This window comes from Streptomyces sp. NPDC042100, assembly GCF_055582325.1.
Genome location: NZ_JBVJDK010000017.1, coordinates 20,448 through 33,089, shown reverse-complemented (window position 1 = coordinate 33,089; position 12,642 = coordinate 20,448). Strand labels below are relative to the sequence as shown.

Below are 12,642 nucleotides of genomic sequence, written 5' to 3'. Positions count from 1 at the left end.
GGACGAGACGAAGGAGTGCCTGTCGTGGTGACTCTGTGCAAGCCGGCGGTGGCCGTACCCGAGTACGTGATCACGATGGAGGAGACGCTCGACCTCGCCCGCGCACGCCATGCCGACCATCCCCAACTGCCGCTCGCCCTGCGGCTGATCGGGAACACCGGGGTCACCCGACGGCACATCGTGCAGCCGATCGAGCAGACCCTGGAGCACCCCGGCTTCGAGGAGCGCAACGCGCTGTACGAGGCGGAGGCGAAGGCCCGCGTCCCGGCCGTGGTCAGGGAGGCGCTGGCCAACGCGGGGCTGGGCCCCGGGGACATCGACATGATCGTCTACGTGTCCTGCACGGGCTTCATGATGCCCTCGCTCACCGCCTGGCTGATCAACACCATGGGCTTCCCCAGCCACACCCGGCAGCTCCCCATCGCCCAGCTCGGCTGTGCCGCCGGAGGTGCCGCCGTGAACCGGGCGCACGACTTCTGCACCGCGTACCCGGACGCCAACGTCCTCATCGTGGCCTGCGAGTTCTGCTCGCTCTGCTACCAGCCCACCGACCTCGGTGTCGGCTCGCTGCTCTCCAACGGCCTGTTCGGCGACGCCGTCGCCTCCGCCGTGGTGCGCGGGCGCGGCGGCACCGGCATCGTCCTGGAGCGCAACGACGCCCACCTGGTGCCCGACACCGAGGACTGGATCGCCTACAGCGTGCGCGCCACCGGCTTCCACTTCCTCCTCGACAAGCGGGTCCCGGGCACCATGGAGCCGCTCGCCCCGGCGCTGCGGCAGCTCGCCGGAGCGCACGACTGGGACGCGGGCGAGCTCGACTTCTACATCATCCACGCGGGCGGCCCGCGCATCCTCGACGACCTCAGCCACTATCTCGAAGTGCCGCCGGAGGCCTTCCGGTTCAGCCGGTCCACGCTCACCGAGTACGGCAACATCGCCTCCGCCGTGGTGCTGGACGCGGTCCGCCGCCTCTTCGACGAGGGCGGGCTCGCGGAGGGCGCCCGAGGCATCCTGGCCGGCTTCGGCCCGGGCATCACCGCCGAGATGTGCCTGGGCCGCTGGACCAACGGGGAGGCCGAGCGGGAGCCCGACCTGTCCGCCCGCCGGATCGTCGGCTACGCGCCCCGCCACCCGGAGCCGGCCCGCACCCGGGCCTGAGCTCAGCCCGCCGCCGGCTCCCGCTCCGCCCAGTGGCAGGCCGTCGCCCGCCCGCCGCCGCCCGGCAGGACCGCCGGGTCCGCCGTACGGCAGCGGTCGGCGAGCTCGGCGGGCAGGCCCCCGGCGAGGACCTGGCAGCGGGCGTGGAAGCGGCAGCCGGACGGGACGCGCGCCGGGTCCGGGGGCTCGCCGGTGAGCACCACCGGCTCGCCCCCGGACTCCGGGAGCACCGACAGCAGCGCCCGGGTGTACGGGTGCCGGGGGTCGGTCAGCACGGACTCCACCGGGCCGGTCTCCACGATCCGGCCCAGGTACATCACCGCCACCCGGTCCGCGATGTTCCAGGCCAGCCCCAGGTCGTGCGTGACGACCAGCGCCGAGAGGCCCAGCTCGTCGCGCAGCCGCAGCAGCAGCGCCAGGATCTCGCCGCGCACCGAGGCGTCCAGCGAGGCCACCGGCTCGTCCGCCACGATCAGCTCCGGCTCCAGGACCAGCGCGCCCGCGATGACCACCCGCTGCCGCTGTCCGCCGGACAGCTCGTGCGGATAGCGCAGCAGGAAGCGCTCCGGCGGGCGCAGCCCCGCCCGCGCCAGCGCCGCGCAGACCGCCGCCCGCTCGTCGCCCGCGTGGCCGTGGATCCGCAGCCCCTCCGCCACCGCGTCGTACACCGTGTGCCGAGGGTTCAGCGAGCCGCTCGGGTCCTGGAGGACGAGCTGGGCGCGCCTGCGGTACGCCTTGAGGGCCTTCCCCGTGTACGCGAGCGGCGCCCCCGCGAACGCCACCTCGCCGCCGCTCGGCCGGACCAGGCCGAGCAGCGAGCGGGCCAGCGTGGTCTTGCCGCAGCCCGATTCGCCGACCAGGGCCACGATCTCGCCCGCGCCGATGTCCAGGTCCACCCCGTCCACGGCCCGCGCGGCGGGGCCGCCGCGCCGCCCCGGGAAGGCCACCCGCAGTCCCCGCGCCGACAGCAGCGGTGCCGTGCTCATGCTGTGCTCCCCACGTGTACGCAGGCCGCCCGGCGCCCCGCGCCCGCGTCCCGCAGCTCCTGGTCCCGCTCCGCGCACTGCTCCAGCGCCACCGGGCAGCGCGGGTGGAAGGCGCAGCCGGACGGCAGCGCCGCCGGGTCCGGCGGATCGCCCGGCAGGCCGCGCGGGGCCCGCCGGGAGGCGGGGTCGCCGATCCGGGGGAAGGCCCCGGACAGCGCCCGCCCGTAGGGGTGCGCGGCGGCCTCGTACACCGCCTTCGCCGGCCCCTCCTCGACCACCCGGCCCGCGTACATCACCGCGAGCCGGTCGCAGGTGTCGGCGAGCACGGCGAGGTCGTGGCTGATCATCAGCAGCCCGATGTCCTGCTCGGCGACCAGCCGCTCGATCAGCCGCAGGATCTGCGCCTGGATCATCACGTCGAGCGCGGTCGTCGGCTCGTCCGCCACGATCAGCCGAGGCTCGCAAGCCAGCGCCATCGCGATCATCACGCGCTGCCGCTGCCCGCCGGACAGCTCGTGCGGATAGGCCGCCGCCCGCGCGGCCGGCAGCCCCACCTGTTCGAGGAGCTCCCCTGCGCGGGCGCGGGCCGCCGCCGGGGTGGCCCGGCCGTGCACGAGCAGCGGTTCGGCGATCTGGTCGCCGATCCGCCGGACCGCGTTCAGCGAGTGCATGGCGCCCTGGAAGACGATCGACGCCCCCGCCCAGCGCACCGCCCGCAGCCGCCCCCACTTCATGGTGAGGACGTCCTCCCCGTCCAGCAGGATCTCCCCGGTCATCCGGGCCGTGGCGGGCAGCAGCCGCAGCAGCGCCAGCGCCATCGTGGACTTGCCGCAGCCGGACTCGCCGGCCACCCCGAGCTTGCTGCCCGCCGGGAGGCTCAGGTCCACCCCGCGCACGGCGGGCACGGCCGCCGTCCCCGTGCCGTAGGTCACGCGCAGGTCCCGCACTTCCAGGAGGCTCATCGCCCCACCCCCAGCTTCGGGTTGAGCACGGACTCCACGGCCCGCCCGCACAGCGTGAACGCGAGCGCGACCAGCGCGATCGCGATGCCGGGCGGGGCCAGGTACCACCAGTGGCCGGAGGAGACGGCGCCCGCCTCGCGCGCGTCCTGGAGCATCCCGCCCCAGGAGACCACGGTGGGGTCGCCGAGCCCGAGGAAGGCCAGCGTCGCCTCGGTGAGGATGGCCGTCGAGATCCCGAGCGTGGTCTGCGCGAGGACCAGCGGCATCACGTTCGGCAGCACGTGCCGGGACATGACGTGCCGGTGCCCGCCGCCGAGCGCGGTCGCCCGCTCGATGTACGGGCGGGACTCCACGGCGATGGTCTGCGCCCGCACCAGCCGCGCGGTGGTCGGCCAGCTGGTCACGCCGATGGCCAGGATCACCGTCCACATCGAGCGGGACATCACGGTCGCCAGCACGATCGCGAGGACCAGCGTCGGCATCACCAGGAACCAGTCGGTGATCCGCATGACCACGGTGGAGAACCAGCCGCCGTAGTGCCCGGCGACGATCCCCACCAGCGTCCCGATGGCGACGGACAGCGTCGCCGCGAGCAGCCCGACCAGCAGCGAGATCCGCGCCCCCCACACCAGCAGGCCGAGCAGCGAGCGCCCGAACTGATCGGTGCCCAGGGGGAACGCGGCGCTCGGCGGCTCCAGGGCGGTGCCCGGCGCGTTCGTCACCGACTGCACGTCGGCGCCGACCGTCCAGGGGGCGGTGAGCGCGATCAGCCCGATCAGGGCGAGGCCCAGCAGGCCGTACAGCCCGGCCCGGTGGCCCCGGTAGGAGCGCCAGAAGCGGGCGACGGTGCCGCGCCTGCGCTCCCAGGCCAGCGAGGCGGCCGACGAGGAGGCCGGTGACGAGGTCGGTGAAGAGGTCATCGGCCCACCCGGGGGTCGAGCAGCGGATAGAGGAGGTCGGCGAGCAGGTTCATCACGATCATCGCGCCGGCGAAGACCACGAACAGCCCCTGCACCAGCGGCAGGTCGGGCACGCTGAGGCCCTGGTAGAACAGCCCGCCGAGGCCCGGCCAGGAGAAGACCGTCTCCACCAGGATCGAACCGGCCACCACGTGCCCGAGGTTGATGAAGACCATCGTCACGGTCGGCAGCAGCGCGTTCGGCACGGCGTGCCGGCGGCGGACCAGGTCGTCGCGCAGCCCCTTCGCGCGGGCGGTGGTCAGATAGTCGCCGCCCATCTCGTCGAGCAGCGAGGAGCGCATCACCAGCAGCGTCTGCGCGTAGCCGACGGCGACCAGGGTCAGCACCGGCAGCACCATGTGGTGCGCCACGTCCAGCGCGTACGCGAAGCCGGTCTCGCCGGTGCCGGACTCCATGCCGCCGGTCGGGAAGAGCCCCGGCACCGGGCCCACGCCCACCGAGAGCACGATGATCAGCAGCAGCCCGAGCCAGAACGAGGGCACCGACCACAGGGTCAGCGCCACCCCGGTGTTCAGCCGGTCGCCGAGGCTGCCGTGCCGCCAGGCGGACCGGGTGCCCAGCCACAGCCCGAGCGCCGAGTAGAGCACCACGGCGGTCCCGGTGAGCAGCAGCGTCGCGGGGAGCTTCTGCGCGATCAGCTCGCCGACCGGGGCGCGGAACTGGAAGGAGGTGCCGAGGTCGCCGCTCAGCGCCTTGGCGCAGTAGTCGCCGAACTGCTGCCACAGCGGCAGGTCGAGGCCGAACTGGTGCCGCAGCGTGGCCAGTTGCTCGGCCGAGGTGGGCAGCCCATGGGTCATCGCCTTGACCGGGTCGCCGGGGATGATCCGGAACAGGAAGAAGCTCGTGACGAGCACGGCGAGGAGGGAGACGGCCGCGCCGGCCACCTTCCCCGCCGCGTGGCGCAGATACGCGCCCGCCGTGGCCGACCGTGGTGCGCCGCCCTCCGCGGCCCGGACCGGCTCGGTCCGGGCCGCGGAGGCGGGGGTGCTCGCGCTCGTCATCGGCTACTCGCGGTCGTCGGAGGTGGAGCGGCGGCGCATCCCCAGGAAGATCCCGATCCCGACGACCACCACCACGGCGGCGCCGATCCCGACGACCACCCCGGTGGAGGAGGAGCCGGATCCCCCGTCCGAGGCCCGGGCGGCGGGCACGGCCGACCACCAGCTCCAGTAGCCGTCCTGGCCCCAGAGGTTGCCGGCCGCCGAGGGCATGGTGGTGATGGAGCCGATCTGGTCGGTGCGGTACGCCTCCAGGGCGTTGGGGTACGCGAGGACGTTCATGTAGCCGGTGTCGTACAGCCGCGACTGCAACTGCTTCACCAGGTCCGCGCGCTTGGCGGCGTCGTACTCGACGGCCTGTCGCGCGTAGAGCGCGTCGAAGCGCGGGTCGCAGATGAAGTTGTCGGTGGCGCCGGAGTCCTTCGGGGTCGCGGGCAGCGCGTCACAGGTGTGGATCGACAGCACGTAGTCCGGGTCCGGGTTGACCGACCAGCCGTCGAAGGCGAGGTCGTAGTCGCCCTTGACCCACGGGTCGGAGACGCTGTCCAGGCACTCGACCTTCAGCCCGATGCCCAGCCCGCCCCACCACTCCTGGAGGTACTTGCCGACCGCCTTGTCGTTCGGGTCGGTGGCGTGGCACAGGATGCGGAGGTCGAGCGGCTTGCCGTCCTTGCCGAGCCGCTTGCCCTCGCCGTTCTTCCGGTAGCCGGCGGCGTCCAGCACCCGCGCCGCCTTCGCCGGGTCGTAGCCGCGCTCCTGCCCGGCGGCGGGCTGCCAGAAGTACGAGCCGAAGCGCGGCGGGATGTAGCCCTCGCCCTCGACGGCGTGTCCCTGGAAGACCTTGTCGACCAGGGTGGCGCGGTCCACGGCGAGGAAGAGGGCCTTGCGCACCTCCGGGTCGAGGAGCGCCTTGTTCCCGTTGCCGAAGGTCCTGCCGTCCTTGGCCCGCGCGCCCGGGTTGGTGGCCAGCGCGAAGAAGCGGCGGCCGGGGGCGTCGTTGACCTTGATGTCCGGCTGCGTCTTCAGGGCCGCCGCCTGCGCGGGTGTCAGGTTCGGTACGAAGGACACCTCGCCCTTCTGGAGGGCGGCGACGGCCGCGTCGCCGTCCTTGTAGTACTTGAAGACCAGCTCGTCGAACTTGGGCGCGCCGCGCCAGAAGTCCTTGTTGGGCTTGAGCTTGATGTACTGGTCGACCTTGAAGTCCGTGATGACGAAGGGCCCGTTGCCCACGATCGGGAACTGCTTGTCGTTGTTGAACTTCGAGAAGTCGCCGACCTTCTCCCACACGTGCTTGGGCACGATCGGCACGTCCAGCGCCGTCATCGTCGCCTGCGGCTTCTTCAGCTCGATGACCAGGGTGCGCGGGTCGGGCGCGCTGACCTTCCTGAAGTTGGCGGTGAAGCTGCCGTTGGCGGTCGCCGCGTTCGGGTCGGTCATCATCTTCTGGAACGTCCACGCCGCGTCCTCGGCGGTGGCCGGCTGCCCGTCGGACCACGTGGAGTCCGAGCGGATCGTGTACGTCCAGGTCAGCTTGTCCGGCGAGGACGTCCAGGCGGTGGCGAAGCCCGGGACGGTGTGCGCGTCCTTCGGGTCGTAGTTGGTCAGGTACTCGTAGGCCAGCCGGTGGATGCTGGTGGAGACCAGCTTCTGGGCGAGGAAGGGCGAGAGGGAGTCGACGCTCTGCGAGACGGCGACGGTGAGCGTGGTGCCCGAGCCCGTCTTGTCGTCCTCGGCCCCGCCGGCCCCGGCGGCCTGGGCCGCGTGCGGGACGGCCACGAGGGAGGCGGCGGCGACCCCGTGGGCGACGAGCAGGCGCAGGGCCCGGTGGACGGGAGCTCTGTGGGCGGGTGCCGGAGGGGGTGGAGCCTTCGTGACCATGACCATGGGGCGTGACCTCGCGTCGGGATGCGTGCGTCGGGGGAAGTGCCGTGGATCTTGGGCTGACGATGGATGAAGCGAAGGTGTATCAGCGGTGGTCTGCCGTCGTCAACGATGTCTCAAACCCCGTGTGGACTGCGGGAATGCCAAAAGCCCCCGTACCGGAACACCGGTTCGGGGGCTCATTGGTCTACTCCTGTGACGCCTTACTGCTGAGGGGCTGGCGGAGCCTGCGGAGGCTGCTGCGGCGGCCAGTTGGGCGGCGGGACCTGCCCCTGCGGATCGGCCTGCGGCGGGAGCGGCTGCGCGGGCGGCTGCTGCTGCCAGCCCTGCGGCACCGGCGGCTGGCCCGGCTGGACCCCGTACGCCTGACCGGGTGCGGGCGGTGCTCCGTACGGCTGACCCGGCTGGCCCTGGTGGGGATAGGGCGCCTGCGGGTACGGCTGCCCCGGCACCGGCCCGCCCTGCGGCGGGTACGGCTGCGGCGGATAGGGCTGGCCGGGCGCGGGCGGGGCCGGGGGAGCGGCCGGGGCGGGGTACGGCTGCCCGGGCACCGGCTGGCCCGGCACCTGGCCGTGTCCCGGCATCGGCGGGGCCATGTGCGGGGGCAGCCCGCCCTGGGCGTCGCCGGTCCACAGCCCCTGCGCCTGCTGCGCGCGGACGAAGTCCTCGGCGACCATCGCCGAGAGGTGGAAGTACGCCTCCCGGGTCTTGGGCCGCATCATGTCGAGGTCGACCTCGGCGCCCGCCGCCAGGTGCTCGTCGAAGGGCACCACGACGACCCCGCGGCAGCGGGTCTGGAAGTGCTGCACGATGTCCTCGACCTTGATCATCTTGCCGGTCTCGCGGACCCCCGAGATGACGGTGATCGAGCGCTGCACCAGCTCCGCGTAGCCGTGCGCGGAGAGCCAGTCCAGCGTCGTGGAGGCGCTGGAGGCACCGTCCACGGACGGCGTGGAGATGATGATCAGCTGGTCGGCCAGGTCGAGCACCCCGCGCATCGCGCTGTAGAGCAGCCCGGTGCCGGAGTCGGTCAGGATGATCGGGTACTGCTTGCCGAGGACGTCTATCGCCCGCCGGTAGTCCTCGTCGTTGAAGGTCGTCGAGACCGCCGGGTCCACGTCGTTGGCGAGGATCTCCAGACCGGACGGCGCCTGCGAGGTGAACCGCCGGATGTCCATGTACGAATGCAGGTACGGGATCGCCTGCACCAGGTCGCGGATGGTCGCCCCGGTCTCGCGGCGCACCCGGCGCCCGAGCGTGCCGGCGTCCGGGTTGGCGTCGATCGCAAGGATCTTGTCCTGCCGCTCGGTGGCCAGGGTCGCGCCGAGGGCGGTGGTGGTCGTGGTCTTGCCGACGCCGCCCTTGAGCGAGATGACCGCGATCCGGTAACAGGAGAGCACCGGCGTGCGGATCAGCTCCAGCTTCCGCTGCCGCTCGGCCTCCTCCTTCTTGCCGCCGAGCTTGAAGCGGGCCGAAGCACCGGGATTGCGGCTGGACTTGGCCTTCTGCTTGCTGTTGCGCAGCAGCCGGTCGGAGGAGAGCTCGACGGCCGCGTTGTAGCCGAGCGGGGCGCCCGGCACGGACCGCTCGCGCTGGTCGTGGGTCACGGCCGTGGGCCAGGCGGCACCGGTCCGGGGATCCACCGGCGGGGCGGGCACCGCGTAGTCGGGCGGCGGACTCCCGGGCTGCGGGGCCTGCGGAGGCACGGGCGCGGGCTGACCGGGGTGCGGGAAGCCGTAACCGCCCTGGGGCGGCTGGGCCTGCGGCGGTACGGGCGCGGGCGCGGGCTGTCCCGGGTGCGGGAAGCCGTAGCCGCCCTGCGGGGGCTGGGGCTGCGCCGGGAAGGGCTGGGGCTGCGGCTGGCCGGGCCCCGGCTGGCCGGGGTAGGGCTGGCCGGGCGCGGGCTGGCCGGGCTGGGGGAAGCCGTAGCCGCCCTGCGGGGGCGCCGGGGCGGGCGCGGGCGGGGCGGGCCAGGACGCGGCGGCGGGCGGCAGCGGGGCGGCGGGCGGCTGCTCGCCGGGCGCCGCCTGGGCGGGCCACTGCGGGGCCGTCGCGGGTGTCGCGGGCTGGAACGAGGGCGGCAGGGGCGGCAGCGCACCCGCGCCGGGCAGCGGCTGCGCGGGCGGCAGCCCGGCCCCGGGCACGGCGTCCTGCGGCTCGAAGGGCGCGGGGGCCGGTACGGGGGCGGGGGCGGGGGCGGGCGCGGGGAACGGCGGCTCGGGCTCGGTGGGGGCGGAGGCGGGCGCGGGAGTCGCGGCGGCGGGGACCGGCGGCTCCGGCTCGGCGGGCGCGGGGGCGACGGCCCACGGCTCCGTCTGGGCGTCCGTACCGGTCTCCGTACCGCTCTCCGTACCGGTTGTGCCGGGGGCCCCGGCGGGCGGTTCCCCGGGAGTCTCGTCCGCGCGGTCCGCCGCCGGGGCCTCGGCGCTCGCCTCGGGCCCGGCCCCGGTCTCGGCCGCCGCTCCGGCCTCCGCGGCCTCCGCGTCGGACCCGTCCCGCGCGGCGGCTTCGACGACGGGCTCCACGGGCTCCACGGGCCCTTCGGGCGCCACCGGTGCGGCCGGAGCCGCGGGCGCGGGCGCGGCGGCCTCGGCGGCGTGCTGCTCGGCCGGGGGCGCGGCCGGAGCCGGCTGCCCGCCGGACGGCTCGCCCAGCTCGCGCTTCAGCGCGGCGGGGGAGAAGCGCATGGTCGCCCCGCTCTCCACGTCCCCGCCCCCGAAGGGCGCGGGCGCCACCGGCGCGGGGGGCACGGGCGCCGGAGCCACGGGCGCGGGCGCCGGCGGCGGCGTCCAGGTCGGCTCGAAGCCGCCCGTGGCCGGCAGACCGGGAACGGACACCGGCGCACCGGTCGGCGGCGGAGGCGTGGGCGCGGCGGCGGCCGGACCGCCCGAGGCGTTCTGGGTGTACCAGGCCGGAGGGGTGTAGTCGATCGTGAACTCACCCGTCATCTCGGCGGCGTCCGTGTCGGACTGGTCGGACTGATCGTCGACGGGCGGGTTCCAACCCCCCTTGATCTCGTCCCGATCGCCGTTCACTTTGCCTCCTGATGTGGTCGCGCACCCTTGTGCCGTCATGGGCGGGCCCTTCCCACCCTAAACGCCAACCGCGCCCGCCGGGCAGGGCCGACGGCCCCCCGCCGCGCCCCGCGCGGAACACGCCCGGGCCCCAAGTGACCCACGCGTACCGGAGCGTGAAACCCCCGGTGAATGAAATACGGAGATAAGCGGACAGTTCAGTCCGCTCAGTCCATCCGGCGCGCGCCGCCCAACAATCCGGTCTCGGCGTCGGTGGCCTGCGTCATGACGAACTGCCGGTCGTTCGGGGTGCACCACAGGGTGACGCCGTCGGCCAGCGTGGACAGCGCCTCCGACTCGGTGCGCTGGAGCCCCATGATCCGCCCGATCCGGGCGGCCTCGTCGGGGGACACCCGCTGGACCCCGACCAGCGAGGACTTCTCCAGGAGCCGGGGGGCGACCGGGCTCAGATAGGGGAGCAGGGTCACGACCGACTGCCAGGGCGCGGACACCACCCGGCCGCGCGGCGGACGCATCCCGCAGTCGCGGACGACCACGACGGGACTGCCGGCGGAGGCGCCCTGGGGCGGCACCCGCCCCACGTCGTGCAGGGTGACGCAGGGCTGCCCGCCGCCCGCCGCCTGCGCCAGCGCGGTCCACGCCTGCGCGCGGCCGGTCTCGACGGCGATCCGGGCACCGGTCGCCGCCGCGCGCAGGGCGAGGACCTGCGCGGTCCACAGGCCGCCGATGAGCGTGACGTCGTAGGGGCTGGGCCGGTTGATGCCGAGCACGGCCGGGCGGCCCTCGGCGTCGACGCCGACGACCAGGCCGTCGTCGCCCACCGGCAGGGCCAGCGCGCCGAGTTGGTCGAGGGGGACGGAGTGCCGGTCCCGGCGCGGGCCGATCAGCCCGAAGCCGAAGCGGGGCTTGCCGCCGCGCCCCGTACGCCGTGCGGCGGCGCGCGCGGCGCCGCCGGTCCGCCGCGCGGGCGCCCCGGCGGGACGCCCGCCGGAGACCCCTTCGGCGCCGCCGGCGGCGTGCGCGGGCGGGCCCGCGAGGGCCCCGCCACCGGGCTGCCCGGCGGGGGGCTGCCCGTACCCCGGCCCGGCCGCCTGCCCGGCGGAAGGCCCGCCCGGCTGCCCGTACGCCTGCCCGGCCGGTCGTCCCGTGGCCTGTCCCATCGCGTTCCCGTGCCCCGTCCCGTATCCCTGCGGCCGCGCCGGGCCGTTCGCCGGAGTGGACATCAGCGCGCACCCCCCAGCGGCAGCGTCGCCAGCATGCCCGGGACCTGCTCGCGGTCCAGCCGCACCAGGCCCGTCTTCACGCCGCGCGCCGCCCGCTCCAGTTCGTGCCGGGCCGCCACCAGCTCCTCGTCGCTGCGCCCGGTGATCCGTACGTGGCCGGTGACCGTCACCTCCTGGCGGTCACCGCCGCTCAGCGTCAGGCTGAACGTCGTCGCCAGCGCCGGCAGCGAGGTCAGCAGCGCCACCAGCTGCGGCATCGACGCCCCCGCGCCGCCCGCGCCGCCCAACTGGGGCCAGCGCCCCACCCAGTACGTGGTGTGCCGCCGGTCGTCCACCCGCCAGGTCCGCGCCGTCTCCTGGGTCCGCCGCGCCTGCGCCTGCCCTCGGCCCGCCTGCGCTATGGCCATCGGGCTGGCGCAGGTCGAGGTGGCGAGCGCGGCGGTGAGCTCCTGCTCGGTGAGGACGGTGGCGGTGAAGCCCGCGCCGGCCAGTCGGCTCGCCAGCTGGTCCGCCGCCCGCACCAGACACTTCTGCGCGCCCTCCAGGCCGCCGCCGCGCGCCTCCACCGCCTCCGGGCACAGCTCGGGGTCGAGCTTCAGGGCGATCCAGGTGATCCGGAGCGCCGGAGAACCCGTCTGCGCCTGGAGCGGCGCGTAGTTGCGGGCCGCCATCGACTGCGCGGGCAGGTGCGGCGCGGGCGCCGGCTGGGTGTGCTGGACGATCTGCGCCGACTCCAGCCGGATGCCGTCCACCGCCAGCACGTCCCGCACCAGGCCGACCGGCAGCGGGCGCGCCGAGCGGTCCGGGCGCAGCGCCGTGGCCTCGGACTCGACCCGGACCACCGCGGTGAGGAAGGTGCCGTCCCCGATCATCCCGATCGGCCGCCGGTCGCGGTCGCTGTACGCGTAGGTCCGCAGCGCCGGGTCGCACTCGACGACCGGGGCCAGCCCCGGCTCGGTGCCCTCGGGCACGGTCAGGGAGGCGGCCCGGCGGGTCCGCGCCCGCAGCGCGAGGAAGGTGCCCAGCCACTCCGGCAGCGAACGCCGGTGCCGGCGCACCAGCGCGAGCAGCACCAGCAGCGCGGCGAGCACGCCCGCGGGGACCAGCATCAGCTTGTCGACGACCGCGGCCACGAGCAGCAGCGCCGCCGCGACCTCGATCAGTACGAGCTGTTGCAATCGGAACGCACCGAAGTGTCCGGGGCGGGACTGGAGTCGGGGCGCCACGGAGGACGGAACGGACGAACCGGGCCCCGCGGAGGGGGAGACGGGGGGCGCCGAAGAGGGCGCGGCGGCAGCGGGCCGCGCCCGCGTCGCGGAAGCCATGATTGGAGAATCCCCCTCAATTCATCCCGATCACCCTGGCCCGCCAGGCCATTGGCGGCTGGATCACCCTACCCGCCCCCTGAGCACGGGCGGA

At 74.9% G+C, this 12,642-nt stretch carries 9 protein-coding genes; 1 reads left to right on the top strand and 8 read right to left on the bottom strand.

Annotated elements, in window-relative coordinates; translation table 11 throughout:
• Nucleotides 1-24: 24 nt before the first annotated feature.
• Nucleotides 25-1,158, top strand: coding sequence for a type III polyketide synthase (locus ACZ6J5_RS30780; RefSeq protein ID WP_469396944.1), 1,134 nt, complete (start codon nucleotides 25-27; stop codon nucleotides 1,156-1,158).
• 2 nt (nucleotides 1,159-1,160) lie between these two features.
• Here the strand turns inward: ACZ6J5_RS30780 and ACZ6J5_RS30775 are convergent, their stop codons facing one another.
• The 8 genes from ACZ6J5_RS30775 to eccE all read right to left on the bottom strand — a co-directional run bounded on the left by ACZ6J5_RS30775 (nucleotide 1,161) and on the right by eccE (nucleotide 12,548).
• The gene (locus tag ACZ6J5_RS30775; protein WP_469396943.1) at nucleotides 1,161-2,144 is read right to left on the bottom strand and encodes an oligopeptide/dipeptide ABC transporter ATP-binding protein; all 984 of its coding nucleotides are present in this window, start codon (nucleotides 2,142-2,144) and stop codon (nucleotides 1,161-1,163) included.
• Complete coding sequence (locus tag ACZ6J5_RS30770) at nucleotides 2,141-3,106, bottom strand: ABC transporter ATP-binding protein (protein ID WP_469396941.1); 966 nt, start codon at nucleotides 3,104-3,106, stop codon at nucleotides 2,141-2,143. Before ACZ6J5_RS30770 ends, ACZ6J5_RS30775 begins: the two co-directional genes overlap by 4 nt.
• A complete protein-coding gene (locus tag ACZ6J5_RS30765) occupies nucleotides 3,103-4,026 on the bottom strand; it encodes an ABC transporter permease (protein ID WP_469396939.1) in 924 nt (307 codons plus the stop codon). The genes ACZ6J5_RS30770 and ACZ6J5_RS30765 overlap by 4 nt, the downstream gene beginning before the upstream one ends.
• Entirely contained in the window at nucleotides 4,023-5,087 is a 1,065-nt protein-coding gene (locus ACZ6J5_RS30760; protein WP_469396938.1) for an ABC transporter permease, read from the bottom strand. Before ACZ6J5_RS30760 ends, ACZ6J5_RS30765 begins: the two co-directional genes overlap by 4 nt.
• 3 nt (nucleotides 5,088-5,090) lie before the next feature.
• Complete coding sequence (locus ACZ6J5_RS30755; protein ID WP_469396936.1) at nucleotides 5,091-6,968, bottom strand: ABC transporter substrate-binding protein; 1,878 nt, start codon at nucleotides 6,966-6,968, stop codon at nucleotides 5,091-5,093.
• Between the two features lie 200 nt (nucleotides 6,969-7,168).
• Nucleotides 7,169-10,000: an SCO5717 family growth-regulating ATPase gene (locus ACZ6J5_RS30750; protein WP_469396934.1), complete on the bottom strand. Its 2,832-nt coding sequence runs from the start codon at nucleotides 9,998-10,000 to the stop codon at nucleotides 7,169-7,171.
• A 206-nt stretch (nucleotides 10,001-10,206) separates the two neighbouring features.
• On the bottom strand, nucleotides 10,207-10,887 hold the full coding sequence (locus ACZ6J5_RS30745) for a hypothetical protein (RefSeq protein ID WP_469397092.1): 681 nt from the start codon (nucleotides 10,885-10,887) through the stop codon (nucleotides 10,207-10,209).
• Between the two features lie 335 nt (nucleotides 10,888-11,222).
• The gene (gene eccE, locus ACZ6J5_RS30740; protein ID WP_469396932.1) at nucleotides 11,223-12,548 is read right to left on the bottom strand and encodes a type VII secretion protein EccE; all 1,326 of its coding nucleotides are present in this window, start codon (nucleotides 12,546-12,548) and stop codon (nucleotides 11,223-11,225) included.
• Nucleotides 12,549-12,642 lie beyond the last annotated feature (94 nt).

What these genes read in the sequence shown, in the direction of transcription:
- ACZ6J5_RS30765 (WP_469396939.1), bottom strand. Translation starts at nt 4,026, where the DNA reads ATGACCTCTTCACCGACCTCGTCACCGGCCTCCTCGTCGGCCGCCTCG.
- eccE (WP_469396932.1), bottom strand. Translation starts at nt 12,548, where the DNA reads ATGGCTTCCGCGACGCGGGCGCGGCCCGCTGCCGCCGCGCCCTCTTCG.
- ACZ6J5_RS30755 (WP_469396936.1), bottom strand. Translation starts at nt 6,968, where the DNA reads ATGGTCATGGTCACGAAGGCTCCACCCCCTCCGGCACCCGCCCACAGA.
- ACZ6J5_RS30760 (WP_469396938.1), bottom strand. Translation starts at nt 5,087, where the DNA reads ATGACGAGCGCGAGCACCCCCGCCTCCGCGGCCCGGACCGAGCCGGTC.
- ACZ6J5_RS30770 (WP_469396941.1), bottom strand. Translation starts at nt 3,106, where the DNA reads ATGAGCCTCCTGGAAGTGCGGGACCTGCGCGTGACCTACGGCACGGGG.
- ACZ6J5_RS30775 (WP_469396943.1), bottom strand. Translation starts at nt 2,144, where the DNA reads ATGAGCACGGCACCGCTGCTGTCGGCGCGGGGACTGCGGGTGGCCTTC.